The organism is Leifsonia sp. GW821-FHT13C09 (assembly GCF_058806435.1).
The window spans coordinates 878052-903540 of the sequence record NZ_JBXAPS010000001.1 but is presented as its reverse complement, the minus strand read 5'-3'; the positions used below and the strand labels follow the sequence as shown (position 1 = coordinate 903540).

Here is a 25489-nt window from a genome sequence, read left to right as displayed (position 1 = left end):
GAGTGTAGGCCTCCACGCCGCGGCGACCAGGCCGGCGAGGAGATCGCCGCCTCAGCGCCGTCTGGCGCGCTCCTGCAGGAACTCCTCGGCGCTCAGGACGTCGAACTCGTCCGGCAGGTCGCGTTTCGACAGCCCGTGGGTCAGCAGCGCGACGTCCGTGCCGAGCACGCTCGCGATCCGCAGCATGGTCACCAGGCTCGGGTTGGCGGTGCCGCGCTCGATCTTGCCGTAGTTGGTGACGTGCATCTGGGCGAGTTCGGCGATGCTCTCCTGGCTGAGACCGAGCGCGAGGCGCGCGTCCCGCACGTTCGCCCCGAACCGGATCGCCGCAGGAGAGGTCGGCTGTTTCATGCGTCATGCCTATCCGGTTGCGGATTCCCGAACCAGAGTGCCTGCCACTTCGACATTCCTGCCTGAGGCCGGAACTTCGGAAAATACATGCCGTCGGACCGCGCGCGGCCGCGCCTCAGCGCCGCCTCTCCCGCTCCCGCAGGAACTCGTCCGCCGTCAGGACCTCGAACTCGGCGGGCAGGTCGTCTCGTGACAGCCCTTCGGTCAGGAGGGCGATGTCGGTGCCGAGCACGCTCGCGATCCGGAGCATCGTGACGAGGCTGGGGTTCGCGATGCCGCGTTCGATGCGGCCGTAGTTCGTGACATGGATCTGGGCGAGTTCGGCGACGCTCTCTTGGCTGAGCCCGAGGGCGATGCGGGTGCGGCGCACCTGCGCACCGAAGCGGACCGCGGCGCGAGACCTCGAATGTTTCATGCGTCATGCTTATCCGGCTGGAGACTGGCGGGCCAGAGTGTGCGCCACCGCGACCTTCGTGCCTCAGGCCCGGAGTTCGGAAAATGCATGCAGGAGGACCGCGGCCGTCGGGCGGGAACCACCGTACGACGAGCAGCGTGTCACGCGCGGGGTCGTCGCTGCCGCTCAGGCTGGCGCGCACGGCCTCACCGGGCCGCACGGCGGACGGCGAGCTCACCCGCACGGACGAGCTGCCCGCGATGCTGACGGTGACGCCGCGCAGTTCTTCGTTGCTGGTGTTCACAAGGCGGAAGTGGGGCGCGCCGCTGCGATCGACGGTCCAGGGGACGCGGTAGGCGTGGCGCCTGTCGCGGAGTGGGGCGAGCGGGGTTCGGAGGTTCCGGAGCGTCTTCATGGGAGCAACGGTAATAACGCCCTCCGACGCCGGAACGCCGAATTCGGGCCTGAAGACCTCTTCTGGGGAGAACTCGCGCGATTTCTTTTCTGTGCAGGACTTCCAGTGGTGCTGAAAAGCTGGTTGACCGGCGCTTTTCTACGCCCCGTAGTCCTGGTTGTAGAGGTCGAGAACCGCGTCGATCGGGCCGTCGAGCACGAGGCTGCCCTTGTCGAGGTAGAGCCCGCGGGCGCAGAACCGGCGCAGGTCCTTCTCGTTGTGGGAGACGAAGAAGAGGGTGCGGCCGCTGGCGAGCAGCTCCTCGATCTTCGCGTAGCACTTCTCTCTGAAGCCCCGGTCGCCGACCGCGAGCACCTCGTCGACCAGCAGGACGGGCTCCTCGAGCTGCGCGATCACCGCGAACGCGATCCGCACCTTCATCCCGCTGGAGAGGTGCTTGTACGGCGTGTCCACGAAGTCGCCGATCTCGGCGAACGCGATGATCTCGTCGAACCGGGCGTCGATCTGCGGCTTGGTCATCCCGTGCAGCCCGGCGGTCAGGTAGACGTTGTCGCGCACCGTGAGGTCGTCCACGAAGCCGCCGGTGATCTCGATCAGGGGCGCGACGCCTTCGGCGACTTTGACGGTGCCCTCATCGGGCAGCAGCACACCGGCCACGAGCTTCAGCAGGGTCGACTTCCCCTGCCCGTTGCGGCCAACCACGCCGATCGCCTCGCCCGGCTCGACACGGAACGTCACGTTCCGCAGCGGCCAGAAGTCATCGGGGCGGGCGCGGCGCCGGCGCCCGGCGAACAGATCCTTGAACGAGCGCCGGGCTCCGCGGTTGCGCTTGAACCGCACGCCCAGGCCCGCGACGTCGATGACGGCGGACACCTAGATCTCCTTCAGCACGTCGCGCTCGAAGCGCGTGAACACGAGCCAGCCGACCCCGAGCAGGACCAGCGACATCAGCGCGGCCACGATCACCAGGTACCAGTCCAGCTCCTGCGGGAAGAACGCCGACCGGTAGAGGCTGAAGATGCCGGTGAGCGGGTTGAACGCCGACCAGAAATGCAGCGAGAACAGCGTCTCGGTCGCCGTGCCCGGGTTGGCGGCGAGGTGCGCGGCGCACTCCTTGACGGGGACGCCTGCGCCGCAGCCGCCCGGGAGGTCCCGAGCGCTGTAGATGATGGGCGAGGCATAGAAGAGGAAGCGCAGCGCCAGCTTCACGGCCCGCTCCAGATCGCGGAAGAACACCACGAGCGGTGCGACGATCAGGCCGACGCCGACCGTGAGCACCACCTGGATGAGGATCGCCAGCGGGAACAGCAGGATGTCGACGTTCACCGTCGCGCCGGTGGCGATCGCGAAGATCGCGAGCACGGGCAGCGACAGCAGGAACTCGATGCCCTTGGAGGCCACGATCCGGTTGACCCAGATCGTGCGGGGGATCATCGTCGAGCGGATGAGCTTCGCCTCGCGGAGGAAGGCCCGCGTGCTGTCGGAGACCGCGCCGTTGAACCACATCCACGGCAGGAGCGCCGCGAGCAGGAAGACGATATAGGGGTTCTCACCGACGCTGCGGTGGAAGATCACCGTGAAGACGAACCAGTAGATCGCGCTCATGACGAGCGGATCGAGAATCGACCACAGGTAGCCCAACGCGCTGGTCGAGTAGCGCACGCGCAGGTCGCGCACCGTCAGCAGCCACAGCGAGTGGCGGTAGCGGGCGGCGCGCGTTCGCTGCGCGGGGCGCAGGTCGGCGGAGGTAGTGGTCACGGGAACCTATCGTATTGATCGCTGGCTGCGTGTTCGCGTCACACAGCCCTTCGACTATACGAAAAGATTCGCGCGCTCCAGGTCCTCCTGGAAGTCCACCTCGACGGCGTACAGGTCGGAGATGTCGACGGGCTCGACCAGCAGGCGGTCCTGCTCGATCGCCAGCTCGAGACCGCGCTCGAAGTAGTCCTGGTCGGCCACCCGCTGGAGCTGGCGCAGCAGGGCGGCCTTGTCCTTGCCCGAGATGTAGTTGATGCCGACAGCCTCGCCCAGGCCGCCCTTGACGGTCTTGGACAGCTCGTGGATGTACCCCTCGGGGCCGGTGGTGTACTTGACCTCCTCGTCGGCGACGGACGAGGTGTTCACGGTTACGAACGTCTGGTCGCGCGCCACCATCGCGGCGCCGCGGACGAGGACGGCCGGGTCGAAGACGACGTCGCCGTTCATCCAGAGGACGCCGCCGGGGCCGGAGGCCTGCAGGGCGCGCATGAGGCTCTTGGACGTGTTGGTCTGGTCGTACTGCTCGTTGTAGACGAACTCGGCGTCCGGGAACGCCTCGATGATGTGCTCGAGCTTGTAGCCGACGACGATCGTCACGGTGACGTCCTTGCCGAACGCGGCGTGGATGTTGTCGAACTGCTGCTGCATGATGGTGCGGCCGTCGCTCAGCTCCGTCAGCGGCTTCGGAAGGCTCCGGCCGAGCCGGCTTCCCATGCCCGCCGCGAGGATCACTACCTGGGTCGTCACAATCATCTCCTTGAATCCGCGCGAACCCCGTGTGGGTGTGATTTGCGGCGGTGCGTCGAAGCCCGCCACTCCCGGATCGTCACCGGGAGTTCATTCACGCTTTACGTGTTTCGACACGCCTTCATGCCTGCACCAGAATACCGGCGGCCCTCATCCGGGGGCAGGGGTTGACGTCGGTCGTTGCTGGGTCGTTATGTTCCTCACAGGACTTTCCTAGGCAGTCTGAGAACCGTGACACCCTCATCGCGAGGCACCCGTCGGGGGGTACGCAAGCGGTTCTGTGTTGGTACGGTTGCGTGGTGAGTTTCGAGCACGCGCGACCCGGCAGCAGCACCGATCCGGAGTCCGGCGCGCCCGAACCGCAGGGGGACGACGAGGGGGAGCGGATGTCCGAGATCACGCAGTCCGGGCCGGAGCAGGCGGCGCCCGGCCGCCCCGCAGCCAAGCGCACACAGCCGAAGACGGCCGCCGCCGCAGCGGGGTCGAGCACGCGAACGCCGACGCCGCGCAAGCGCGCCACCGCTGCGAAGACCACCGCGACCCCGGCGAAGACCACTCAGAAGTCCCGTACGGCGAAGGCCGTCGTGGAGACGGCGCCTGCGGTGCCCGAGCCCGCCGAGGCTCCGGAGCCGGCGCGCCCGGCCCCGATCGTGGACACACGCCCGAGCGTCCTCACCGTGCACGGGCTCAGCAAGCGCTACGGCTCGATCGTCGCCGCCGACGGCGTCTCGCTCGACGTGCGCGAGGGCTCCTTCTACGGCATCGTCGGGCCGAACGGCGCCGGCAAGACCACCACGCTGTCGATGATCACGGGGCTGTTGCGTCCCGACGAGGGCCGCGTCGTGGTGCACGGGGTGGACGTCTGGACCGAGCCGGTGCGGGCCAAGCACGTCATCGGGGTGCTCCCCGACAAGCTGCGGCTGTTCGACCGCCTCACCGGTGCGCAGTTCCTGCACTACGCCGGCACCCTGCGCGGGCTCTCCGCCGTGACCGTGCACGCGCGCACCGCTGACCTCGCGATCGCCTTCGGGATCGCGGACGCCCTCGACCGGCTGGTCGCCGACTACTCGGCGGGTATGACCAAGAAGATCGCGCTCGCGGCCGCGATGATCCACTCGCCGCGCCTCCTGGTGCTGGACGAGCCGTTCGAGTCCGTCGACCCGGTCTCCGCCGCGAACGTCGTGGACATCCTGCAGCGCTACACCGCGGCAGGCGGCACGGTGGTGCTCTCCAGCCACGGCATGGACATGATCGAGCGAGTGTGCGACAGCGTCGCGATCATCGTCGGCGGCCAGGTGCTCGCGGCCGGGACCATCGACGAGGTGCGCGGAGAGCAGACCCTGGAGGAGCGGTTCGTCGACCTGGCGGGCGGACGCAAGGCGGCGGAGGGCATGGAGTGGTTGCACAGCTTCTCGGACTGAGGCTCAGGCTCCTGGCCAACGCCTTCCGGCGCAGCCCGTGGCAGGTGTTCGGCCTGGTACTGGCGCTGGCGTACGGCATCGTGACGGGCGTCCTGGTGTTCGGCGCGCTGGTGGCGGCGCGCCTCGCGCCGGATGTCGCCGACGTGCATGGCGTGCTCGTCGTCGTCGGGTCGATCGTGGTCGCCGGGTTCCTCCTGCTGCCCCTGATGTTCGGCGTGAACGACGCCCTCGACCCGCGGAAGTTCGCGCTGTTCGGGATCCCGGACCGGGAGCTCGCCCGGGCTCTGGCCCTCGCCGCGCTCGTCGGCGTCCCCGCGGTCGTGCTGTTCGTCTGTTCGCTCGGCACGGTCATCACCTGGTCCCGCGAGCCCGGCGCCGCGGTGCTCGCCGTGCTCTCGGCGCTGCTCGTGGTGCCCACCTGCGTGCTCGCGTCGCGGATATCGACGGCGATCGCGTCCCTCCTGATCCCGCCGCGCCGGTCGAAGGAGGCGGGCGGCGTCGTCGCGATGCTGGCCCTCGTGCTCCTCGCCCCTGTGCTGATCCTGCTGCTCACGGTCGACTGGGGCCGCGACGGCCTCGGCACCCTGAACGGCTTCGCCGGCTGGCTGCAGTGGACGCCGCTCGGAGCGGTCTGGAGCATGCCGGGCGCCGCGGCCGAGGGCGACGGGGGAGCGGCGTTCGCCCAGTTCCTCATCGCGGTCGCGACCGTCGCCGTGCTCTGGCTGGTGTGGCGCACCCTGGTCGCGCTGGTGCTCGTCTCGCCGGCGCGGGAGGTGAGCGCGCGCGACCACCACGGCCTGGGCTGGTTCTCCCGGCTCCCCGGCGGCCCGACGGCGGCCATCGCCGCGCGGTCGATGACCTACTGGGCGAGGGACACCCGCTACTGGGTGGCCTTGGTGCCGATCCCGGTCATCCCGGTGCTGGTGGTCGTTCCGCTCGCGCTCGGCGGCCTGCCGATCCACTTCGCGTCGCTGGTGCCGCTGCCGCTGGTCTGCCTGTTCCTCGGCTGGACCATCCACAACGACGTCGCCTACGACTCCACGGCGATCTGGCTGCACCTGGTGTCGGGCACCCGCGGCATCGCGGACCGGCTCGGGAGGATGTTCCCGCCCGTGGTCATCGGGATCCCCGTCATCGCGGTGGGCTCGATCGTGACCACTGCCGTGTTCGGCGACTGGGCCGTGCTGCCCGCTGTCGCGGCGCTGTGCGGGTCCATCCTGGTGATCGGCCTCGGTCTGTCCAGCGTGTTCTCGGCCCTGTTCCCGTATCCGGCCACCAAGCCGGGCGACAGCGCCTTCACCCAGCCGCAGTACTCCGGCGCCTCGGCGGCCCTCGCGCAGGCGTTCAGCTTCTTCGCGATCGTCGTCCTGGCGTCGCCTGCCATCGTGTTCCTCGTCCTCGGCCTGACGGTCAATCCGTTCTGGCTCGGCATCTCGCCGATCGCGTCCGTGCTGATCGGCTTCGCCACGCTCGGCGTCGGCCTGTGGGTGGGCGCGCGGGCGTTCGACAAGCGTGGCCCGGAGCTGATGGCGTTCGCGAACCGGAACGACTGAGCCCGGCGGCGACGGAGCAGGAGGCGTCCCGGCCTCACGTCGTTAGACTGGGATGATGAACGACTCCAGCACTCTCGAACCCGGCGGAGAGCCGGGCGGCGGCGGCACGACGACGCTCGAGCGCGAGCTCCTGGAGACCCCGCAGATCTCCGAGCCGGGCGACCACGAGCGCTTCTCGCACTATGTGAAGAAGGAGCAGATCCTCGAGTCCGCCCTGACGGGCAAGCCGGTCAAGGCGCTGTGCGGCAAGATGTGGACCCCGGGCCGCGACCCGGAGAAGTTCCCGGTCTGCCCCACCTGCAAGGAGATCTACGAGAAGCTGCGCGACGAGTGAAGCTGGAAGAGTAGGGCGCTCAGCCGAAGATCGTCGGCAGCACCGGGTCGCCGCGGCCCAGCCGGAACGCCTCGTCCGGCAGTTCCGGTCACTACGCCGATGCCAGGAAGCGCGCAGGGCGCAACGCCAACCGCACAGCCGCCGCTTCGGCGGGGCGGTCAGGGGCGGTAATCTTTGCGGGGCATGTAGAGCGCCCGGGCTTGTTCGTCTGCGCTGTGCCCGCCTTTGAGCCCACTGCCGAGGATCATGAGTACCGTTCCGATTCGGCCGAGGACGATCAAAAGGATACGGCCTGCAGTGAGGAGCACGTTCCCGATTCGCTTCCAGATCATCTGTTCTCCAAATCGTCGATCGGGTGAGGCCCGGAGAGAGAGAAGTCGGGACGCCATTACCAGGGTAAGGTGCCCCGACGGGGTGTCACTTGGTGATCTGGCAACTCAGGGGTGCGGTGTTTTTGGTGAATGCTGGGTGTGTCCATCGGCAGTACACCGGGACGGAGCGCCTGCTGTAGGTCTGGGTCGCGGCGCTCTGCCCGCTGGTGGCTGATGCGCCGTTGTCGACGGTGACGGTTGCCGCGTTCAACTGGGCCTGTGCCGCGTTTCCGGTGGTGGAGACGGTGGGGCTACCGCGCCAGACCCCGTGGGCGCTGTCACCCTTGTAGTAGCTGGTGCCCGCGGCGCTCACCTCCAACGGGTTGCCGAGCACCAAGAGGAACACCACCGGCACGGCGAGAGCTGACAGCACCGCGGGGCGCCACCTGTTTCCGTGTGTTGTGGTCTGCGCAGACGCCGACATCAGTTGCCGTTCCCGTATTGCGGGGCCGGCATCCATGGCAGTTCGAGCAGGGCGCCACCGAAGCTCACGCCGTCAGCCGACCGCATCGCCCGCGACTTCCCTGTGGGGGCTACGGTGATCGTCTTGGACGCTTGGCTCGGGTGACCCACCAGCAGCTGATCGCCGACTCTGACGTAACCGTCGATCTCGGTGGCGTATCCGGTCGGCAGGAAATATGCCCGCACACTTCCGGCCTTGGTGTCGACCTGTAACGCTAGGCCCTGCTTCCAGACCACGGCGGCGGGCTGGCAGGTCATCGAGGCAAGCTGGTCAGGACCTGAGAGCAGGTTGATGAGGCAGGTCTCGCCATCTTCGTTGATGCCAAGCCAGAATCGAGCGTCCTCGGTTTCACCGAGCTGTCGCACGCTGCTGGCTTGGATACCGGGCAGCTCCTGGGTACCGGCCTGAAGGAACTTCGGTAGCGCGTCGGTGGTTACCTGCGACTGCTGGAGTCGTGGCGAGAGCGCTTTGGTCATCGCCGGGTCGATTGCGTCGGCGGCAACCGCCTTCGGCTGACTGGTGTTAGTCGCGATCATGAATCCCAGGCCCAATGCCAAGGCCCCGGCTGCGAGAGTTGAAATGAAAGCTGTCTTGTTCATGCTTTGTGGTCCTTTCGGTCAGAAGCCAAGCGCGCAGTCGACCATCCCGTAGCGCGTTCCCTGTGGTACAAGGCCGGTGACCCATCGGCATTGGGCCGACACCGTGCGGTAGCCGCCGAATGTTTGAATCACCTGGGCAGGTGCCGAAGAGGTCCCCACTCCAGCCGTGAACACCTCCGCGTTGGCTTGGTCGGTGTAGGTGCGAACCCGTGCCTGGTTGTACTGAGCGCCCGTGTTCACCCCGTACCAGGTTCCGTTGGCGCTGCTGGCCGAACTCGACCGCCACGTCCACCAATTCGCCGCTTCGGCGGGAGTCACCACCGAAAGCGCGACCGTCACGGCCACTGTCAGCACCGCCCCCAACCCGAACGATGTTCTCCGTCCTCCACGGAATCGGTGACTAGCTTTACAACTGTTCACCTTGCCTCCTTCTCGGTGGCGCCGATGCCACCGATATGCGCGGGCTGCTCACCGCAGGTGCGCCCCTCCAGTAGATGTGCTGAGACCCGTGCGGCGATATGCCGACTGGGCAAATCGCGTACGCCACGGGGCTACATTGCGTGCTTAGGCGCCGGATTGCGTGACCGAAATGGCGATCTTGCGTGCTGATCTCGAATCTTTTGTAGTAATTGGCGGCCTGGCAGGTCAGGCCAAGGCTGACACGGCTCGGTTGATCGGCCACAAGGAACGGTCATCACCTGGTCCCGCGACCCGGGCGCCGCGGTGCGGGATGAGTAGCCGGCTCAGCCGAAGATCGTCGGCAGCACCGGGTCGCCGCGACCCAGCCGGAACGCCTCGTCCGGCAGTTCCGCCATCGCGCTCGCGCGGTGCTCCCGCGCCCGCTTGGTTCCCTCCGGGCCGAGGTGCTCGCGGTGGAGCTCGCCGTCCGTGACCAGCGGCACGAGGAGGTCGCGGCCGTTGTCGTCGGGCACGTCGCCGGCCTCGACGATGTGGACGACCTCCGCGACCGCGCGCCCCGACGCGTCGAGCCGGCGGACCGGGTGCTTGCGGCCGGCGATGCTGGGCTTGCCGTCGGATTTCTTGGCCACGGGCACCCAGGCGCCGTCGTCGTCGCGGTGCGCGACGAGCTTGTAGACCATCCCGGAGGCGGGCGACCCGGAGCCGGTGACGACCGACGTTCCGACGCCGTAGGAGTCGACGGGTGAGGACGACAGCGCCGCGATGGTGAACTCGTCGAGGTCGTTGGTCACCGTGATCCGCGTGCGCGTCGCGCCGAGCCGGTCGAGCTGGTCGCGGACCTGGCGGACGAGCTTGGGGAGGTCGCCCGAGTCGAGGCGGATGGCGCCGAGCTCCGGGCCGGCCACCCGCACGGCGGTCTCGATCGCCCGCTCGACGTCGAAGGTGTCGACCAGCAAGGTCGTTCCGGTGCCCATCGCCGCGACCTGCGCGCGGAAGGCGTCCTCCTCGCTGTCGTGCAGCAGCGTGAACGCGTGCGCGGCCGTCCCCATCGTCGGCACACCCCAGGTGCGGCCGGCCTCCAGGTTGGAGGTCGCGTCGAAGCCCGCGATGTACGCTGCCCGCGCCGCCGCGACCGCGCTGTTCTCGTTGGCGCGCCGCGAGCCCATCTCGGCGAGGGGGCGGCCGGCCGCCGCGGTCACCATCCGCGCCGCGGCGGACGCGACGGCGGAGTCGTAGTTGAAGACGCTGAGGAGCAGCGTCTCGAGGAGGACCCCCTCGGCGAACGGCGCGTCCACGATCAGGAACGGCGAGCCGGGGAAGTAGATCTCGCCCTCCCGGTACCCGCGGATGGTCCCGGAGAACCGGAAGTCGGCGAGCCAGTCGAGCGTCTCCTGGCGCACTACGTCGTTGTCGCGCAGGTACTCGAGCTCCGCGTCGCCGAAGCGGAAGCGCTCGATCAGCTCCAGCAGCCGCCCGGTGCCGGCGATGACGCCGTAGCGGCGGCCGCTCGGCAGATGCCGGGTGAACGCCTCGAACACGCTCTCGCGGTCGTGCGTGCCCCTCAGCAGCGCGGCGTCGAGCATGGTCAGCTCGTATCGGTCGGTCAGCAGCGCGGAGGACTCGGTCACGGCTCCACCTTAGCCACGGCGCGGACGGGTAGGGGCGCGGACGGGTAGGCTGGACTGCTGTGACGGATGCGCCGATTGGGATCTTCGACTCGGGGGTCGGCGGGCTCACCGTCGCCCGCGCCATCCGCGACCAGCTCCCCAACGAGTCGCTGCTCTACGTCGGCGACACCGCGCACTCTCCGTATGGGCCGAAGTCGATCGCGGACGTGCGCCGCTACTCGCTCGAGGTGCTCGACTTCCTGGTCGACCAGGGCGTCAAGCTGATCGTGATCGCTTGCAACACCGCGTCGTCCGCCATGCTGCGCGACGCGCGCGAGCGCTACTCGGTGCCGGTGATCGAGGTCATCCAGCCGGCCGTGCGCCGCGCGGTGTCCGCGACCAAGACGGGCCGCGTCGGCGTCATCGGCACAGCGGGGACGATCTCCTCGCGCGCCTACGAGGACGCCTTCGCCGCCGCGCCGTCCCTGAAGCTCTTCACGCAGGCCTGCCCGCGCTTCGTCGAGTTCGTGGAGTCCGGGATCACCAGCGGAGAGGAGGTGCTGCGCGTCACCGCCGAGTACCTCCAGCCGCTGCGCGAGGCCGACGTGGACACGCTCGTGCTCGGCTGCACGCACTATCCCTTCCTCAAGGGCGCCATCTCGTACGTCATGGGCGAGGGCGTCTCCCTGGTGTCCAGCGACACCGAGACGGCCAAGGACGTCTACCGCACGCTGGTGAGCGGCGGCCTGGAGCGCACGGAGACCACACCGCCCGTGATCCGCTACGAGGCGACCGGCCTCGACGCCGACTACTTCCTGCGCCTCGCGCACCGGTTCATCGGGCCGGAGATCTTCCGGGTCGACCTCGTGCAGACCGGCGTGATCGACCTCCCGCTCTGACCCCCGACCGACCGCTTCCCACCGAGGAGAGAACTGTGACCGACATCACCCGCGCGGATGGCCGCACCCCCGACGGGCTCCGTCCTGTCACCATCGAGCGCGGCTGGAGCCGGCAGGCCGAGGGCTCGGCGCTGATCTCCTTCGGCAACACGCGCGTGCTGTGCACGGCCTCCTTCACGAACGGCGTGCCGCGCTGGATGACCGGCAAGGGCAAAGGCTGGGTCACCGCCGAGTACGCCATGCTGCCCCGCTCCACGAACGAGCGCATGGACCGGGAGTCGGTCAAGGGCCGCATCGGCGGCCGCACCCATGAGATCAGCCGGCTGATCGGCCGCAGCCTCCGCGCTGTCGTCGACATGAAGGCGCTGGGCGAGAACACCATCGTGATCGACTGCGACGTGCTGCAGGCCGACGGCGGCACCCGCACCGCCGCGATCACCGGCGCCTACGTGGCGCTCGCCGACGCGCTGGAGTGGGGGCGCCAGCACCGCTTCATCGGCCAGAAGGCCACCCCGCTGATCGACTCCGTCTCCGCGGTCTCCGTGGGCATCATCGACGGCACCCCGATGCTCGACCTCGCCTATGTGGAGGACGTCCGCGCCGAGACCGACATGAACGTGGTCGTCACCGGGCGCGGGTCGTTCGTGGAGGTCCAGGGCACCGCGGAGGGCGCGCCGTTCGACCGGGACGAGCTGAACGCGCTGCTCGACCTGGCGCTGGGGGGCACGACCGAGCTGGCCGCCGTGCAGCGTGCCGCGCTCGAGTCGTCCGCGCTCGGCATCGAGGGCTGATGGTCCGCGTCGTCCTCGCCACGCACAACCCGCACAAGGCGCGGGAGTTCCAGCAGATCCTGGGCGACGCCGTCCCCGGGCTGGAGATCGTCGGCTACGACGGCCCGGAGCCGGTGGAGGACGGCGTGACGTTCGAGGCGAACGCGCTGATCAAGGCGCGCGCCGCGGCCGCGCACACCGGACTGCCCGCGCTGGCCGACGACTCCGGCATCTGCGTGGACGCGATGGGCGGCGCTCCGGGGATCTTCTCGGCGCGCTGGGCCGGCCGGCACGGCGATGCGGAGGCCAACCTCCGGCTGCTGCTCGACCAGCTCGCCGAGCTCCCCGACGGCACGCGCGCGGCGCACTTCACCGCGACGCTGGCGCTGGTGACCCCGGACGGCCGGCAGACCGTGGTCGAGGGGCTCTGGCCCGGCCGCATCGCGCACGAGGCGCGGGGCGAGCACGGCCACGGCTACGACCCGATCTTCGTGCCGGACGGCCACGACGCGACGGCTGCGGAACTCGGGCCGGAGGTCAAGAACGCCGAGAGCCACCGCTCGCGGGCCTTCGCGGCGATCGTCCCCGCCTTGCGGGAGCTGGTCGCCGGCGCGGGTTGAGCCGTGGCGCGCCGAGAAGCACTGGCGCGCTGAGAATGAGAACGGCACTCATTCCTATCTAGCCGCAGCGCTGGCACGCCGCCGCGACTTCGACATACCGTAGAAGAACCATGAGTCACGACCACGGCCACTCCGCCAATCGCAACCGGCTCCTGATCGCCATCGGGATCGTCGCCGCGGTGCTCGTCGTGCAGGTCGTCGGCGCGTGGCTGAGCGGTTCGCTGGCGCTGCTGGCCGACGCCGGCCACATGCTGAGCGACCTGACCGGCCTGATCGTCGCGCTCATGGCCACCATCGTGGCCGCCCGTCCGGCGACCGACCGGCAGACGTTCGGTTTCCGCCGGGCGGAGGTCTTCGGTGCGCTCATCAACGGCCTGATCCTCGTCGTGGTGGCGGTCTTCGTGACCGTCGGCGCGATCGGCCGGCTCGTGTCGGGGGAGACGGACGTGCAGTCCGGGCCGATGCTGGTCGTCGCCGTCATCGGCCTCGTGGCGAACCTCGGCGCCCTCCTGCTGCTGCGCCCCGCCGCCGATCACTCCATCAACATGCGCGGCGCCTACCTGGAGGTGTTCGGCGACCTGATCGGCTCGCTGACCGTCATCGTCGCGGCGCTCGTGATCATGTTCACGGGCTTCGCCCCGGCCGACGCGATCGCGTCGCTGCTGATCGCCGCTCTCATCGTCCCGCGCGCGGTTCTCCTGCTGCGCGACGTGGTGCGCGTGCTCAGCGAGGCGGCGCCCGCCGACACCGACGTCGCGGAGATCCGCGACCACATCCTCGGCACCCCGGGGGTGGTCGCCGTGCACGATGTGCACGTCTGGGCGATCACCTCGGGCGCACCGGTGTTCACGGCGCACGTCGTGGTCGACGCCGGCGTCTTCCGCTCCGGCGCGACGGGCGACCTGCTGGACGAGCTCTCGGGCTGCCTGGCGAAGCACTTCGACGTCGAGCACTCGACGTTCCAGCTCGAGCCGGCCGAGCATGCCGCGCACGAGGACGAGTTCCACCGCTGAGCGGCGGCCCGTGGCCTCAGATGTCGGGCGTGGGACGGGGGCTGGGGAGTTCGGCGTCCGTCTCGGCCAGGCGCTTCTTCTTCGCCTTGCGCAGCGACTGCACGTAGTGGAACAGCGTCGGGATGAGCGTGATCACCACAGCTCCGATGAGGATCATGTCGATGTAGTGCGACACGAAGTTCGCGATCGGCGGGATGTACCCGATCAGGAAGCCGAAGACCGTGAGCCCCGCGCCCCAGAGCAGCGCGCCGATCGCGTTGTAGAGCGAGTACTTCTTGTAGTTCATGTGCCCGACGCCCGCGGCGACCGGGGCGAACGTGCGCACGATCGGCACGAACCGCGCCAGGATGACCGCGAGCGCGCCGAACCGGTCGAAGAACGCGTTGGTGCGGCGCACGTTCTCCATGCTGAACAGGCCGGTCTCCTTGCGCTCGAACACGCGCGGCCCGGCCTTGTGCCCGATCAGGTAGCCCACCTCCCCGCCGAGGAACGCCGCGAAGGCGATGGCCAGGCAGACCCACCAGATGTCGACGCCGAAGACCCGCGAAGTGTGGGTGAGCAGGCCGGAGATCACCAGCAGGGTGTCGCCGGGCAGCAGGAAGCCGACCAGGAGGCCCGTCTCGGCGAACACGATGCCGCACACCACGAGCAGCGCCCACGGTCCGGCCGCGCCGATGATGGTGGTGGGGTCGAGCCAGGGGATGAGGCCGGCGTGATGGATCACGTGTCTCCAGGGTTCGGGTGGTGAGGATCCGGGTGGCGGATTCAGCCCGAGTTTAGTGGGCGCAACCTCCACGAACCGTGCGAATCCGGAGCCCTCACAGCGAACATCACCCTGTGGACCCACTGGACGCCGCCCGTGCTCATCCTCTGGACGGACGATGAGGTGCGGGAGAAGGGACTCGAACCCTCACGCCGTGAAGCACAGGAACCTAAATCCTGCGTGTCTGCCAGTTTCACCACTCCCGCGGCTCGCGCTGCGCGCGGCTACGACAATAGCTCATCCACGCGCGGCGCGACCTCGCGGCCGAGCAGGTCGATCGCCCGCATGATGTGCTCGTGGGCGAGGGTGCCGTTGCTGACCTTCACGTCGAACCGGGTGAGGCCGAGGCCCCGTGCGGCGTAGGCGATCTTCTGCGCCACGGTCTCCGGCGAACCGACGACCAGCGCGCCGTCCTCGGCCGCCTCGTGCTCGAAGCGCGCCCGGGTCGCCGGCGGCCAGCCGCGCTCGCGGCCGATCCGGTTGGTCATCGCCTCCCAGTGCGGCCAGAGCAGGTCCTTGGCCTCCTGGTCGGTCTCGGCGACGAAGCCGGGGGAGTGCACGCCGATCGGGAGGTCGGTGTCCTGGCCGAACTGCTCCAGCGCGGTGCGGTAGAGCTGGGTCAGCGGCTGGAAGCGCATCGGCCCGCCGCCGATGATCGCGACCATGAGCGGGAGGCCGTAGCGCGCGGCGCGGACCACCGACTCCGGGCTGCCGCCCACGCCGATCCAGGTCTTCAGCAGGCCGTGCTCGACCGGGGGATAGACGGACTGCTCGGTCAGCGGCGGCCGCAGCGTGCCGCTCCAGGTGACGGGCTCCTGCTGCCGGATGGCGGCGAACAGGTCGAGCTTCTCGTCGAAGAGCTCCTCGTACTGGCCGAGGTCGAAGCCGAACAGCGGGAACGACTCGATGAAGGAGCCGCGGCCGAGGATGACCTCCGCCCGGCCGTTCGAGACACCGTCGAGGGTGGCGAAGCGTTGGAAGACCCGCACCGGATCGTCCGAGCTGAGCACGGTGACCGCCGAGCCGAGGTGGATGCGCTCGGTCTGCCCGGCGATGGCCGCGAGCACGACCTCCGGGGCCGCGACGGAGAAGTCCTTGCGGTGGTGCTCGCCGATGCCGATGAAGTCGAGCCCGGCCTGGTCTGCCGCTACGCCTTCGGCGACGACGTTGCGGAGCACCTGCGCGTGCGGCAGCGGCTTCCCGTCGGCGTCCAGCGTGATGTCGCCGAACGTGTCGATCCCGAGTTCCAGCCGTGCGGCCATGTCCGTCCTCCTGCTCGATGCGTTTGCATACGAATCGAACGGTACGGGACCGGCGGCTATTCCGTCAGCCCCTCCGCAGCCCCTTCTGCGGGCCGCGGGCGGCGCGGGATGTAGCGCGGGATGAAGCGCGCGAGCAGCGCGGCGCCGACCAGGCCCAACACGCCCATCACTCCGCTCGCGAACGCGATCGACACCAGCCCGGTCAGCAGCGAGACCACGAGCGGCGCCGCCGCCTGGCCCGCGTCTCCGGTGAACCGCCAGGCGCCGAGGAACGCCGCAGGGCTCTCCTTCGGCGCCAGGTCGGCGCCGAGGGTCATGATGATGCCGGAGCCGATGCCGTTCGCGAACGCGAGGAACAGCGAGACGCCGACGTACCAGGCCACCGCGCCGGGGAGGTCGTGGCTGAACGACAGCACGAGGAACCCGATGCCGAGGCCGAGCATCGACGGCACCACGCTCCACATCCGTCCGAAGCGGTCCATGAGCTGGCCGCTGGCGTAGAACAGGGCGAAGTCGACGGCCCCGGCGATGCCGATGATGAGCGCGGTGTTCGCCTCGCTCAGCCCGATCGAGACGGCCCAGAGCGGCAGCAGGACGGTGCGCGCGGAGCGGACGGCCGCGACGAGCGAGATCCCGGAGCCCATCCGCGCGAGCACGCCGCGGAACGCCCAGATCGTCGCGAAGAGCCCGCGGGTGCGCTCCTCGGCGTCCTCCTCGCCCTCCGTCAGCGGCTCGCCGCCGTGCCCGGGCGTGGTCGGCGCCGGGCCGAACATCCGCTCGGGGTCCGGGAGCACCAGCAGGACGACCACCGAGCCCAGGCAGCTCACGATGAAGATCCAGAACACCGACTGCGTCGACCCGGTCGCCGCGATCACGGCGGAGGCGACCAGCGGGCCGATGAACCAGCCGGCGCGGAAGATGCCGCCGAGCGTGGACAGCGCGCGCGCCCGGTAGCGGACGGGCACGTAGGTCGTCATGAACGCGTGCCGGGCGAGGGCGAAGACGGCCGTCGCGATCCCCACCACGAAGATGCCGGCCATGAGCGCCCAGTAGTTCGGGGCGGCCAGGCAGACCACTACGCCGGCGACCGCGACGGCGGCTGCGCCGATCATGGCGCGGCGCTCGCCGACCCGCGAGACGAGCCAGCCGCTCGGGATGTCGCCGGCCAGCTCGCCGAGCATGAGCATCGACGCGATGAAGCCGGCCATCGCCAGCGTCGCCCCGAGATTGCCCGCGGCGATCGGGATGATCGGGATGATCGCGCCCTCGCCGATCGAGAACAGCAGCGTGGGCAGGAAGGCGGCGAGTGCGACGGAGCGGAAGGAGAACGGGCGCTCGTCGGAAGTCATTTGCTTAACACAGTACAACTGTCCCGGGCACGTCCCGCCGGGAGGGCAGCCGGTAGGCTGGAGGACGCCATGATCGAACTAGACCTCTCCCCGCAGATCGCGGAGCTCCGCTCGACCCTCGCCGACATCGTCGCCGTCGTCAACGTCGAGAAGCTCCGCGCCGACATCGCCGACCTCAGCGAGAAGGCCGGGGCGCCCGATCTCTGGGACGACACGGCCAACGCGCAGAAGGTCACCAGCGCGCTCAGTCACCGCCAGGCCGAGCTCGGCCGCATCACCTCGGTGGAGCAGCGCCTCGACGACCTCGAGGTGCTCGTCGAGCTCGCCAACGAAGGCGACGACGAGGAGTCCGCCGCCGAGGCGCGGGCCGAGCTGGAGTCGCTGCAGAAAACGCTGGGCGACCTCGAGGTGCAGACGCTGCTGAGCGGCGAGTACGACGAGCGCTCGGCGATCGTCACCATCCGCTCGGGAGCCGGCGGCGACGACGCCACCGACTTCGCCGAGATGCTGATGCGCATGTATCTGCGCTGGGCGGAGCAGCACAAATACCCGGTGAAGGTCATGGACACCTCCTACGCTGAGGGCGCGGGCATCAAGTCGGCGACCTTCGAGGTCGAGGCCCCGTACGCGTTCGGCACGCTCTCGGTGGAGGCCGGAACGCACCGGCTCGCCCGGATCAGCCCGTTCGGGTCGGCCGACAAGCGCCAGACATCCTTCGCCGCGGTCGAGGTCATCCCGCTGATGGAGGAGGCCACGGCGGTCGAGGTCCCCGAGGGCGACATCCGCGTCGACGTCTTCCGGTCCTCCGGCCCCGGCGGCCAGTCGGTCAACACGACCGACTCCGCCGTCCGCATCACGCACCTCCCGACCGGCATCGTCGTCTCCATGCAGAACGAGAAGTCGCAGATCCAGAACCGCGCCGCCGCGATGCGCGTCCTCCAGACCCGGCTGCTCCTGCTCCAGAAGGAGGAGGAGGCCGCCAAGAAGAAGGAGCTCGCCGGCACCATCACCGCGAGCTGGGGCGACCAGATGCGCTCCTACTTCCTCTACGGCCAGCAGCTGGTGAAGGATCTGCGCACGGGTTACGAGTCGGGCAACCCGGCGTCCGTCTTCGACGGCGACTTGGACGGCTTCATCGCCGCGGGCATCCGCTGGCGAGCGGGCGCCAAGGACGAGGACTAGGCCCGGTCACAGGCCTCCCGCGCGTTGCGTTCAGCGCGTGTGCCGGGGACTGTCAGGCTTGCGGCTCGCGGGCATGTCGCTACTGTGGATCGCGGAAGAGTTGCTTAGTCTCTAACAGTCATGATCCGGTTCGAACACGTATCCAAGCAGTACGCGGGAACAGCGCGCCCTGCGCTCAACGGCATCAACCTGGAAGTGCTGCGCGGCGAGTTCGTCTTCCTCGTCGGCGCCTCCGGCTCGGGCAAGTCGAGCTGCCTCCGGCTGATCCTCAAGGAGGAGCGGCCGACCAAGGGGGCCATCCACGTCCTCGGTCAGGACCTCGGCACGATCTCGTCGCGAAAGGTCCCGTACTTCCGCCGCAACATCGGCGTGGTCTTCCAGGACTTCCGGCTCCTGCCGAACAAGACGGTCTTCCAGAACGTCGCCTTCACCCTCCAGGTGATCGGCAAGTCGCGCGGCTTCATCCAGGAGGCCGTCCCCGACGTGCTCGCGATGGTCGGCCTCGACGGCAAGGCGCAGCGCCTCCCGCACGAGCTCTCCGGCGGTGAGCAGCAGCGCGTCGCGATCGCCCGCGCCGTCGTCAACAAGCCGCAGATCCTGCTGGCCGACGAGCCGACAGGAAACCTCGACCCGGCCACCAGCGCCGGGATCATGTCGGTGCTCGCCCAGATCAACGCCGGAGGCACCACGGTGCTGATGGCCACGCACGAGGCGGCGATCGTCGACCAGATGAAGCAGCGCGTGATCGAGCTCGTCGGCGGCCAGATCGTCCGCGACGAGCGGCACGGCGGCTACGGCGTGACCTCCGCGATCCCGCTGCCGCGGCCGACCGCGGACGGACTGGTGACCTCCGCGGTGCCGATCGCAGCCGCCGCGCCGGTGCCGGCCGCCGCCGCGGCGCCCGCTCCGTCCGAGCCGATGACGCGCCCGCACGCGCCGGTCGGCAACCCCACCGGACCCGTGCCGGTGGGCGCGACCGGTCCGGTGCAGCCGGTGCAGCCCGCGCCCGCGCAGCAAACGCCCGCCCCGGCCGTTCCCGCGCCCGTCCCGGTCGCCGTGCCCTCCGGCGGGGAGGACCTGCCGGACCACCTGAACTTCACCGCCAACCTCGACCTGAGCGGGCTGCGCGACGCGTCCGACCGCGACGGCGAACAGAATGTGGGGCCCACGAAATGAGATTCGGGCTCATCTGGTCCGAGGTCGGCAACGGCCTGCGCCGCAACCTCTCGATGGTCGTCTCCGTCGTGCTCGTCACCTTCATCTCGCTGACCTTCGTCGGCACCGCCGCTCTGCTCCAGTTGCAGATCGCCCAGATGAAGACGTACTGGTACGACCGCGCCCAGGTCGCGGTGTACATGTGCACGGACACCGACAACTGCCCAGGCGGCGCCGCGACCCCGCAGACGGTGGAGGCCGTCAAGAAGCAGCTCGAGTCTCCGGAGATCGCGCCGTACATCCAGAAGTTCTACTTCCAGGACCAGAAGCAGGGCTACGAGCAGTTCAAGCAGCAGTTCAAGGGCAACCAGATCGCCGACTACGTCACGCCGGACATGATCCCGCAGACGTTCTGGGTGAACCTCAAGGACCCCAACCGCTCCGACGTGCTCACCGAGACGCTGTCCAGCACGCCCGGCGTGCAGAGCGTCGTGGACCAGCGCAGCTACCTCGACCAGATCTTCAACATCCTCAACGCGGCCAGCCTCACCGCGATCGGCATCGCCATCCTGATGCTGGTCGCCGCGGTGCTGCTGATCGCGACCACGATCCGGCTGTCCGCGTTCTCCCGCCGAAGGGAGATCGGGATCATGCGGCTGGTCGGAGCGTCCAACCGCTTCATCCAGACCCCGTTCATCATCGAGGGCGTGATCGCCGCGCTGATCGGCTCGATCCTGAGCTGCGTCGTGATCTGGCTGCTGGTGCAGTACTTCGTGCGCGGCTTCCTCGGCCCGAAGATCCCGTCGATCAACTTCGTCGGGATGGATCAGGGCTGGTTGGTGATCCCACTCCTGATCGTCGTCGGAGTGGTGCTGGCGGCGGCCTCCGCGAACTTCGCGATCAAGCGCTACCTGCGGGTCTAGCCTTCAGCGGATCCTGGCCCGGCACTGTAGACTGGTCTGCTGCCCGGCGCCGTGCCGGGCAGCACCATCTTCGACGTCAGGAGACGCTGTGCCCAGGGAACGTGGCCAGAAGGTCGTGGCCACCAATCGCCGAGCGCGCCACGACTACACCATCGAGGACACCTACGAGGCGGGCCTCGTCCTCACCGGCACCGAGGTGAAGTCGCTGCGCGAGGGGCGGGCGTCGCTGGTCGACGGCTACGCGTTCGTCGACGGGGGAGAGGCGTGGCTCGACGCCGTGCACATCCCCGAGTACCTCGACGGAACGTGGAACAACCACGCACCGCGTCGCAAGCGCAAGCTCCTGCTGCACAAGGCGCAGATCGTCAAGATCGAGAACAAGGTCAAGCAGGGCGGCTACACGATCGTCCCGCTGCAGATCTACTTCAGCGACGGGCGCGCGAAGGTCGAGATCGCGGTCGCCAAGGGCAAGCGCGAGTACGACAAGCGCCAGGCCTTGCGCGAGCGCCAGGACAACCGCGAGGCCGAACGGGCGATGTCCAGCCGGCGTCATCTCGGCGAGTGATGCCAGCCGCACGGCGCACTGTCGGCGCCGGGTGGCAGGATGAGGGCATGAGCACCGACGACGAGGCGACGAGCGCCCACGCGAGCAGTGCCGCGACGCGCGAACTCGCCGAGCGCATCCCGGTGCCCGGCACGTACAACTTCCGCGACGCGGGCGGCTACCCGGTTCCCGAGGGCGCCGTGCGCCGCGGCAAGCTGTACCGGTCGGACGGGCTCGCGCGGCTGGGCGACGAGGGGCGGCAGGCGTTGCGCGACCTCGACGTGCGGGTCGTGATCGACCTCCGCGACGACTTCGAGGTCTCGGTGCTGCCGGACGATGTCGACGGCCTCGGCCTCCAGCGCCTCCACCTGCCGGTGTTCGAGGGCTCCGGCGCGTCCCAGTCGACCATCGGCATCACGCTGGTGGGGCTGTACGAGAAGATCCTGCTGCAGCACGGCGACGTCGTCGTGACCGCGCTGCGGGAGATCGCGGACACCGGGGAGGACGCCGTCGTCGTGCACTGCACGGCCGGCAAGGACCGCACCGGGGTCGTCGTCGCGCTCGCGCTCCTCGCCGTCGGCGTCGAGCGCGACCTCGTCATCGCCGACTACGTCGCGACGCAGGCCAACCTCCGCGGCCCGTGGCTGGACGGGATGATCGACCTCGTCCGCAGCCACGGGGTGGAGGTCACGCCCGACCTCCGCATCATCCTGGGCGGGAGCCCGCCCGCCGCCCTCGAGGAGGCGCTCGACCTGGTGGAGCGCCGGTTCGGAAGCGTGCGCGAGTACCTCATCGCCACCGGGCTCGACGAGTTCGAGCTGGCGAAGCTGCGCTCGGTGCTGGTGGAGCCGGCGTGAGTTCACATCGAAGCCATAACCGGCGCTCAGCCGTATCGAGGTTTGATCAGGTGTTCTTGTGAGCATGGACGAGAACCGACCCACGGAGCCGCTGTACCCGCAGCGGCCCCAGCCTCCGCAGCAGGAGGTGCCGCCGCAGCATGGCGTGCCGCCGTACCAGCAGGTGCCGCCGCAGCAGGGGCACCCGTACGGATCGCAGGCGCCGTACGGCGCGCCCGTGCGCCCCGTGGGGGAGCCGTTCTACAAGCGTCACGGGCTGGCGTTCGCCATCTCGACCCTGGTGCTCGGCGTCATCGTCCTGTTCGGCATCGCCGGTGCCGGCGCCTTCGCGGTCGGCTCGATCGTCTTCCACGCCGGCTCTCCCGTCTCGCGGCTGCTGCAGGACGGCAACCGCGGCCCGGTGCAGGTCAAGCCGGGCATTCCCGGACTTCCCGGGCCGAACGGCAAGGGCAACGGCTCCGGGCAGGGCGGCCGTCAGGACGAGGGCCCGATCGCCAAGGGAGTCGTCCGCGGCACCGTGGCGACGATCTCCGGCTCCACCTGGACCATCTCCACCCCGCGCGGCGCCACCCTGACCGTGGACACGACGTCGTCCACGGCGTACGGGGCTCCGGGCCAGACGCAGAAGGCGTCCGACTTCGCCGTCGGCGACGAGGTGATCGTCATCGGCACCCGCTCCGGCAGCACGGTGACCGCGGCCCGCATCCTCAACGTCGCCGACCTCCCGCTGCGACCGGGTAAGCCGACGCCGACTCCGTCACCGAAGCCGAGCAGCTGACCCGCTTGCGCCCTCAGGACGCCGCGAACCGCGCGTGCACCTGCACCGCAACGGTGATGTCCTCCGGCTTCAGCGCCAGCGTCGCCCCGCCGAACTCGGCGGACATCGCGCGGGCCTGGAGCGGCTGCGGCTGACCGTTCGCCGGCCCGTCGCCGAGCATTCCGGGGTCGCTGAGCGCGAGCGGCTTCACCGTGGTCAGCCCGAGGCTCGTGGCGTAGACGGTCGCCTTGGCGACCGCGTTCTCCACTGCCCGGCGCCGGGCCTCCTGCGTGATCGACTGGCGCCTCGCCTCCGTCAGGCTCCAGGTGACCCCCTGGATCGTCACGCCGTCGAGGAGCGAGACGACACCCACCCAGTCGGACAGGGCGGTCAGCACGCTGAACGTGACGTCCAGCCCGACCTCGGCGTGGTAGACCGGTGCGAGGCGGCGGCCGTCCTGGTTCCACGGCCGGTCGCCCCAGACCCGGAGCTGGTCGGACGCCCACGCGGTGACCGGCCCGGTCTGCGGGTTGTGCAGCTCGCGCAGCTCGGAGGCGAGGGAGGCGTGCCGCTGGGCGGTGAGCGCGAGCGTATCGTCGCGCTGCTCGCCCTCGTACGCGACGCTCAGCCGCACCGCACCCCGCTCGGCCGGGTGCTTCAGCTCGTACTCGCCCTGGACGGTGATGATGGTGTCGGCCATCCACCGATCGTGGCATAGAAGTGGGGGCTGTGTTGTTGTACGATAAGAAGCTCGCCGCCAGGAGCGGTGTGTATCTGGACAACTCAACAGCGCGCGATGACGACCCGGCCTCACGGCCGTCGCACGGGGATGATCGGTTTCGACATTGTCTGCGAGATTGTGAGAAGCGGGTCGAGGATGCATGGTTATCTCGTAAACGATCCATGCGAAAAAATAAGTGCCAATAACAAGAGCACTGTCTCGGCCAAGGCCGACTTCGCCCTCGCGGCGTAAGTTCCCCTTCGCCATTTGAAGAGACCGTCAGACCGGGAACTGTCTTCTACCCGGATCCTGGCGTCAGCTAGAAGACTTGCTTCTGCGTTGAGCATCAGGGCGCAGAGGGACTCCAACTGATACTGAGCCCGTCGGAACAGGTGCCAGCGACAAGTTCCGGGGCTGAGAAAGCGACTTCACTGGCTACGCCCGTAGAAGGCACATGACCACAGCAGTGGACGGGGGTTCGATTCCCCCCATCTCCACGGATGGTCGTCATCGCGCGTTGTTGAGGTCATCCCCTGCGTACAACTGCGCATACCGTCACCGCCGCGTCCGCGTGCGGCCGATCGACTATGCGCCGCCGCGATGACCCGGCGCGGATGACTTGGTGCGGATGACCCGGCGCCGGCCATCCGGGAGCTCACCGCGGCCGTCGGCAGCGATACGAGCGTGCCGGCCCCGCTACTCGCCCCGCCCCTGGGCCCCTGGCAGCGGCGGCACCAGGGTGCGCTCGACGATCGCGGTCGCCACGCTGGTCAGTCCCTGCTGGCGGCGGCGGGCGTGGTCGCGGATGACCGTGAAGGCCTCGTCGATGCTCACCCGGTGGAGCTGCGCGACGACGCCTTTCGCCTGTTCGATGACGATGCGGCTGTTCAGGGCGGTCTGCAACTGCTCCCGGATCGTCTCGCTCTCGTGCAGCGTCCGCTGGTGCAGGATCCCGATCGTGGCGACGTCGGCGAACGCCTGGGCGGCGACCAGGTCGTCCTCCGGGAGCTCGCCCCGGGTCTCGCGGAGCAGGTTCAGGGTCCCGATGGTGGTCTCCCGCAGCCGCAACGGGATCGCGACGATCGAGGCGAAGCCGTGGTCGATCGCCTTGTCGCGGAACTGCTCCCAGCGCGCGGGGGACGCCGCGATGTCCGGCAGTGCGACGATCCGGCCGGTGGTGTAGCTCTCGATGCACGGGCCGGAGTAGGCGCTGAGCTGGAAGACCTCCACCAGCCGGCTGGCCTCGCTCGTCGACGCCAGGAGGTCGAGTTCCCCGGTCTCGTCGGCGAGCAGCACGCCTGACGCCGTCACCTCGAGGAGGGCGCTGCAGGTGTCCACCAGTCGCTGCATGAGGTCGACCACGTCGTAACCGGCGACCAGTGTGTCGGCGAAGCCCGCGAAAGCGCGGAGCAGCTGGAGTTCGCGCGTGTTCTCTGTCATCGGGCCTCGCCGCCCGCCTCGTCGACGCTGAAGTCGAGGGCGCCGGCGACGATGTCGCGCGAGACCTCCATCATCGAGCGCCCGGTGGCGAAAGCGTGCCCCTGGATGACCAGACGGGCGTCGTCTGCGCTGACGTTCAACTGGGCGAGGACCATGCCCGTGGCCTGGTGCACGAGCCGGCGCGAGAACGGGCTCTCCGGCTCGTCCGGGTCCTCCACCGAGGAACGGATCAGCGCCTTCCTGAGCACGAGCCGTCCGACCAGGTCGGCCAGCGACGCCGCCTGCCGGGTCTGGACCCGGTCCAGGGTCATCGGGCTGCGTGAGTACATGTCGACGGCGCCGATCCTGAGCGATCCGACCAGCATCGGGAAGGCGAACAGCGACCCGACCCCGTCCGCGACGGCGGCTTCGGTGAAGGCGGGCCACGTGCTGCGCGGGTGCTCGCGGAGGTCGGGCTCGAGCACCGGCCGCTCTGTGCTCAGGGCGTCCCAGCACGGTCCGATGCCGAGGTCGAACTGCAGTTCGTCCAACCGGGCGGCCTGCGCGTCGCTGGCGAAGACCGTCTCGGAGCCCAGCAGGTCTCCCAGCGTGGAGATCGCCGTGCCCGCGATCGGGAACAGGTCCGTGAACGACCTGCCGAGGTCCCCGTCCGACGGCAGTTCCCCCTTCAAGTCGCGCATCGCCCTCGTGAAGCGTTCGTCTTCGTTGGCCATCGCCTCAATTATCGCCGCATCCTCGTCGGGAGGAACACTGCGACCCGGCGGCCTCGATCCGGACATGTCGGTCTCGGTCATGGCGCCT

The 25489-nt window shown here is 69.3% G+C and carries 29 protein-coding genes, 1 tRNA gene and 1 other RNA gene; 15 read left to right on the top strand and 16 right to left on the bottom strand.

Going from position 1 to position 25489, the window contains the following annotated elements; translation table 11 throughout:
* Positions 1 to 51: 51 nt before the first annotated feature.
* Together AC1ROW_RS04390 and AC1ROW_RS04385 are read right to left on the bottom strand one after the other, a co-directional pair.
* The gene (locus tag AC1ROW_RS04390) at positions 52 to 351 is read right to left on the bottom strand and encodes a helix-turn-helix domain-containing protein (protein WP_493017623.1); all 300 of its coding nucleotides are present in this window, start codon (positions 349 to 351) and stop codon (positions 52 to 54) included.
* Positions 352 to 466: 115 nt separating this feature from the next.
* Positions 467 to 766: a helix-turn-helix domain-containing protein gene (locus tag AC1ROW_RS04385; protein WP_493017622.1), complete on the bottom strand. Its 300-nt coding sequence runs from the start codon at positions 764 to 766 to the stop codon at positions 467 to 469.
* Positions 767 to 903: 137 nt separating this feature from the next.
* Here AC1ROW_RS04385 and AC1ROW_RS04380 point away from each other — a divergent pair, with 137 nt between their 5' ends.
* A complete protein-coding gene (locus AC1ROW_RS04380) occupies positions 904 to 1101 on the top strand; it encodes a hypothetical protein (RefSeq protein ID WP_493017621.1) in 198 nt (65 codons plus the stop codon).
* Positions 1102 to 1298: 197 nt separating this feature from the next.
* Here the strand turns inward: AC1ROW_RS04380 and AC1ROW_RS04375 are convergent, their stop codons facing one another.
* From AC1ROW_RS04375 to AC1ROW_RS04365, 3 genes are read right to left on the bottom strand one after another with little or no spacing between them, the layout of a single operon-like run.
* A complete protein-coding gene (locus AC1ROW_RS04375; protein ID WP_493017620.1) occupies positions 1299 to 2033 on the bottom strand; it encodes an ABC transporter ATP-binding protein in 735 nt (244 codons plus the stop codon).
* Entirely contained in the window at positions 2034 to 2918 is an 885-nt protein-coding gene (locus AC1ROW_RS04370; RefSeq protein WP_493017619.1) for an ABC transporter permease, read from the bottom strand.
* 54 nt (positions 2919 to 2972) lie between these two features.
* On the bottom strand, positions 2973 to 3665 hold the full coding sequence (locus tag AC1ROW_RS04365; protein ID WP_493017618.1) for a phosphocholine cytidylyltransferase family protein: 693 nt from the start codon (positions 3663 to 3665) through the stop codon (positions 2973 to 2975).
* A 386-nt stretch (positions 3666 to 4051) separates the two neighbouring features.
* Here AC1ROW_RS04365 and AC1ROW_RS04360 point away from each other — a divergent pair, with 386 nt between their 5' ends.
* The 3 genes from AC1ROW_RS04360 to AC1ROW_RS04350 are packed head-to-tail and all read left to right on the top strand — an operon-like array spanning position 4052 to position 6973.
* Positions 4052 to 5086 (top strand): ABC transporter ATP-binding protein, encoded by a 1035-nt coding sequence (locus tag AC1ROW_RS04360; RefSeq protein WP_493018357.1) that lies wholly within the window; start codon positions 4052 to 4054, stop codon positions 5084 to 5086.
* Positions 5062 to 6639 carry a hypothetical protein gene (locus AC1ROW_RS04355; protein ID WP_493017617.1) on the top strand — a complete coding sequence of 526 codons (1578 nt, stop codon included), beginning with the start codon at positions 5062 to 5064 and terminating at the stop codon, positions 6637 to 6639. The genes AC1ROW_RS04360 and AC1ROW_RS04355 overlap by 25 nt, the downstream gene beginning before the upstream one ends.
* A 55-nt stretch (positions 6640 to 6694) precedes the next feature.
* Positions 6695 to 6973 carry a DUF3039 domain-containing protein gene (locus AC1ROW_RS04350; RefSeq protein WP_493017616.1) on the top strand — a complete coding sequence of 93 codons (279 nt, stop codon included), beginning with the start codon at positions 6695 to 6697 and terminating at the stop codon, positions 6971 to 6973.
* A gap of 417 nt (positions 6974 to 7390) precedes the next feature.
* Here the strand turns inward: AC1ROW_RS04350 and AC1ROW_RS04345 are convergent, their stop codons facing one another.
* From AC1ROW_RS04345 to AC1ROW_RS04330, 4 genes are all read right to left on the bottom strand, one after another.
* Positions 7391 to 7717, bottom strand: coding sequence for a hypothetical protein (locus AC1ROW_RS04345; RefSeq protein WP_493017615.1), 327 nt, complete (start codon positions 7715 to 7717; stop codon positions 7391 to 7393).
* A gap of 50 nt (positions 7718 to 7767) precedes the next feature.
* Positions 7768 to 8406, bottom strand: coding sequence for a hypothetical protein (locus AC1ROW_RS04340; RefSeq protein ID WP_493017614.1), 639 nt, complete (start codon positions 8404 to 8406; stop codon positions 7768 to 7770).
* Positions 8407 to 8424: 18 nt separating this feature from the next.
* The gene (locus AC1ROW_RS04335) at positions 8425 to 8751 is read right to left on the bottom strand and encodes a hypothetical protein (protein WP_493017613.1); all 327 of its coding nucleotides are present in this window, start codon (positions 8749 to 8751) and stop codon (positions 8425 to 8427) included.
* A gap of 398 nt (positions 8752 to 9149) precedes the next feature.
* Entirely contained in the window at positions 9150 to 10454 is a 1305-nt protein-coding gene (locus tag AC1ROW_RS04330; RefSeq protein WP_493017612.1) for a nicotinate phosphoribosyltransferase, read from the bottom strand.
* 59 nt (positions 10455 to 10513) lie between these two features.
* Between AC1ROW_RS04330 and murI the strand changes: the two genes are divergently transcribed.
* The 4 genes from murI (at position 10514) to AC1ROW_RS04310 (ending at position 13735) form a co-directional block, all read left to right on the top strand.
* Positions 10514 to 11332 carry a glutamate racemase gene (gene murI / locus AC1ROW_RS04325; RefSeq protein ID WP_493017611.1) on the top strand — a complete coding sequence of 273 codons (819 nt, stop codon included), beginning with the start codon at positions 10514 to 10516 and terminating at the stop codon, positions 11330 to 11332.
* Positions 11333 to 11367: 35 nt separating this feature from the next.
* A complete protein-coding gene (gene rph / locus AC1ROW_RS04320; protein WP_493017610.1) occupies positions 11368 to 12123 on the top strand; it encodes a ribonuclease PH in 756 nt (251 codons plus the stop codon).
* Complete coding sequence (gene rdgB, locus AC1ROW_RS04315; RefSeq protein ID WP_493017609.1) at positions 12123 to 12722, top strand: RdgB/HAM1 family non-canonical purine NTP pyrophosphatase; 600 nt, start codon at positions 12123 to 12125, stop codon at positions 12720 to 12722. The genes rph and rdgB overlap by 1 nt, the downstream gene beginning before the upstream one ends.
* Before the next feature lie 110 nt (positions 12723 to 12832).
* Positions 12833 to 13735, top strand: coding sequence for a cation diffusion facilitator family transporter (locus AC1ROW_RS04310; protein WP_493017608.1), 903 nt, complete (start codon positions 12833 to 12835; stop codon positions 13733 to 13735).
* 16 nt (positions 13736 to 13751) lie between these two features.
* On the opposite strand, the gene AC1ROW_RS04305 is transcribed toward AC1ROW_RS04310, so the two are convergent.
* The 4 genes from AC1ROW_RS04305 to AC1ROW_RS04290 all read right to left on the bottom strand — a co-directional run bounded on the left by AC1ROW_RS04305 (position 13752) and on the right by AC1ROW_RS04290 (position 17109).
* On the bottom strand, positions 13752 to 14459 hold the full coding sequence (locus AC1ROW_RS04305; protein ID WP_493017607.1) for a DedA family protein: 708 nt from the start codon (positions 14457 to 14459) through the stop codon (positions 13752 to 13754).
* Positions 14460 to 14622: 163 nt separating this feature from the next.
* Positions 14623 to 14704 (bottom strand) — tRNA-Leu (locus AC1ROW_RS04300).
* 18 nt (positions 14705 to 14722) lie between these two features.
* Entirely contained in the window at positions 14723 to 15760 is a 1038-nt protein-coding gene (locus AC1ROW_RS04295; RefSeq protein WP_493017606.1) for an LLM class flavin-dependent oxidoreductase, read from the bottom strand.
* Between the two features lie 56 nt (positions 15761 to 15816).
* Complete coding sequence (locus tag AC1ROW_RS04290; protein WP_493017605.1) at positions 15817 to 17109, bottom strand: MFS transporter; 1293 nt, start codon at positions 17107 to 17109, stop codon at positions 15817 to 15819.
* Between the two features lie 69 nt (positions 17110 to 17178).
* Between AC1ROW_RS04290 and prfB the strand changes: the two genes are divergently transcribed.
* The 6 genes from prfB (at position 17179) to AC1ROW_RS04260 (ending at position 22548) form a co-directional block, all read left to right on the top strand.
* Positions 17179 to 18291, top strand: a complete 1113-nt coding sequence (gene prfB, locus AC1ROW_RS04285) for a peptide chain release factor 2 (RefSeq protein ID WP_493017604.1) — start codon at positions 17179 to 17181, stop codon at positions 18289 to 18291.
* A 120-nt stretch (positions 18292 to 18411) separates the two neighbouring features.
* Positions 18412 to 19467, top strand: coding sequence for a cell division ATP-binding protein FtsE (gene ftsE / locus AC1ROW_RS04280; RefSeq protein WP_493017603.1), 1056 nt, complete (start codon positions 18412 to 18414; stop codon positions 19465 to 19467).
* Entirely contained in the window at positions 19464 to 20369 is a 906-nt protein-coding gene (gene ftsX / locus AC1ROW_RS04275) for a permease-like cell division protein FtsX (RefSeq protein ID WP_493017602.1), read from the top strand. The genes ftsE and ftsX overlap by 4 nt, the downstream gene beginning before the upstream one ends.
* A gap of 88 nt (positions 20370 to 20457) precedes the next feature.
* Positions 20458 to 20934, top strand: coding sequence for an SsrA-binding protein SmpB (smpB, locus tag AC1ROW_RS04270; RefSeq protein WP_179606746.1), 477 nt, complete (start codon positions 20458 to 20460; stop codon positions 20932 to 20934).
* 47 nt (positions 20935 to 20981) lie between these two features.
* On the top strand, positions 20982 to 21770 hold the full coding sequence (locus AC1ROW_RS04265) for a tyrosine-protein phosphatase (protein ID WP_493017601.1): 789 nt from the start codon (positions 20982 to 20984) through the stop codon (positions 21768 to 21770).
* A 64-nt stretch (positions 21771 to 21834) separates the two neighbouring features.
* Positions 21835 to 22548 (top strand): DUF5666 domain-containing protein, encoded by a 714-nt coding sequence (locus AC1ROW_RS04260; protein ID WP_493017600.1) that lies wholly within the window; start codon positions 21835 to 21837, stop codon positions 22546 to 22548.
* A 13-nt stretch (positions 22549 to 22561) separates the two neighbouring features.
* On the opposite strand, the gene AC1ROW_RS04255 is transcribed toward AC1ROW_RS04260, so the two are convergent.
* Positions 22562 to 23227: an SIMPL domain-containing protein gene (locus tag AC1ROW_RS04255; RefSeq protein ID WP_493017599.1), complete on the bottom strand. Its 666-nt coding sequence runs from the start codon at positions 23225 to 23227 to the stop codon at positions 22562 to 22564.
* A gap of 125 nt (positions 23228 to 23352) precedes the next feature.
* Here AC1ROW_RS04255 and ssrA point away from each other — a divergent pair.
* Positions 23353 to 23748, top strand: a transfer-messenger RNA (tmRNA) gene (ssrA, locus tag AC1ROW_RS04250).
* A 196-nt stretch (positions 23749 to 23944) separates the two neighbouring features.
* Here ssrA and AC1ROW_RS04245 read toward each other — a convergent pair.
* Positions 23945 to 24688, bottom strand: coding sequence for a GAF and ANTAR domain-containing protein (locus tag AC1ROW_RS04245; RefSeq protein WP_493017598.1), 744 nt, complete (start codon positions 24686 to 24688; stop codon positions 23945 to 23947).
* Positions 24685 to 25401 carry a GAF and ANTAR domain-containing protein gene (locus AC1ROW_RS04240; RefSeq protein ID WP_493017597.1) on the bottom strand — a complete coding sequence of 239 codons (717 nt, stop codon included), beginning with the start codon at positions 25399 to 25401 and terminating at the stop codon, positions 24685 to 24687. Before AC1ROW_RS04240 ends, AC1ROW_RS04245 begins: the two co-directional genes overlap by 4 nt.
* Positions 25402 to 25489 lie beyond the last annotated feature (88 nt).

Bases quoted from the DNA above. Each gene is read 5' to 3' on its own strand.
- AC1ROW_RS04350 (WP_493017616.1), top strand. From the start codon at position 6,695: ATGAACGACTCCAGCACTCTCGAACCCGGCGGAGAGCCGGGCGGCGGC.
- AC1ROW_RS04245 (WP_493017598.1), bottom strand. From the start codon at position 24,688: ATGACAGAGAACACGCGCGAACTCCAGCTGCTCCGCGCTTTCGCGGGC.
- AC1ROW_RS04295 (WP_493017606.1), bottom strand. From the start codon at position 15,760: ATGGCCGCACGGCTGGAACTCGGGATCGACACGTTCGGCGACATCACG.
- rdgB (WP_493017609.1), top strand. From the start codon at position 12,123: ATGGTCCGCGTCGTCCTCGCCACGCACAACCCGCACAAGGCGCGGGAG.
- AC1ROW_RS04360 (WP_493018357.1), top strand. From the start codon at position 4,052: ATGTCCGAGATCACGCAGTCCGGGCCGGAGCAGGCGGCGCCCGGCCGC.
- AC1ROW_RS04255 (WP_493017599.1), bottom strand. From the start codon at position 23,227: ATGGCCGACACCATCATCACCGTCCAGGGCGAGTACGAGCTGAAGCAC.
- AC1ROW_RS04390 (WP_493017623.1), bottom strand. From the start codon at position 351: ATGAAACAGCCGACCTCTCCTGCGGCGATCCGGTTCGGGGCGAACGTG.
- AC1ROW_RS04240 (WP_493017597.1), bottom strand. From the start codon at position 25,401: ATGGCCAACGAAGACGAACGCTTCACGAGGGCGATGCGCGACTTGAAG.
- AC1ROW_RS04260 (WP_493017600.1), top strand. From the start codon at position 21,835: ATGGACGAGAACCGACCCACGGAGCCGCTGTACCCGCAGCGGCCCCAG.
- AC1ROW_RS04290 (WP_493017605.1), bottom strand. From the start codon at position 17,109: ATGACTTCCGACGAGCGCCCGTTCTCCTTCCGCTCCGTCGCACTCGCC.
- AC1ROW_RS04340 (WP_493017614.1), bottom strand. From the start codon at position 8,406: ATGAACAAGACAGCTTTCATTTCAACTCTCGCAGCCGGGGCCTTGGCA.
- ftsE (WP_493017603.1), top strand. From the start codon at position 18,412: ATGATCCGGTTCGAACACGTATCCAAGCAGTACGCGGGAACAGCGCGC.
- ftsX (WP_493017602.1), top strand. From the start codon at position 19,464: ATGAGATTCGGGCTCATCTGGTCCGAGGTCGGCAACGGCCTGCGCCGC.
- AC1ROW_RS04385 (WP_493017622.1), bottom strand. From the start codon at position 766: ATGAAACATTCGAGGTCTCGCGCCGCGGTCCGCTTCGGTGCGCAGGTG.
- prfB (WP_493017604.1), top strand. From the start codon at position 17,179: ATGATCGAACTAGACCTCTCCCCGCAGATCGCGGAGCTCCGCTCGACC.
- AC1ROW_RS04310 (WP_493017608.1), top strand. From the start codon at position 12,833: ATGAGTCACGACCACGGCCACTCCGCCAATCGCAACCGGCTCCTGATC.
- AC1ROW_RS04265 (WP_493017601.1), top strand. From the start codon at position 20,982: ATGAGCACCGACGACGAGGCGACGAGCGCCCACGCGAGCAGTGCCGCG.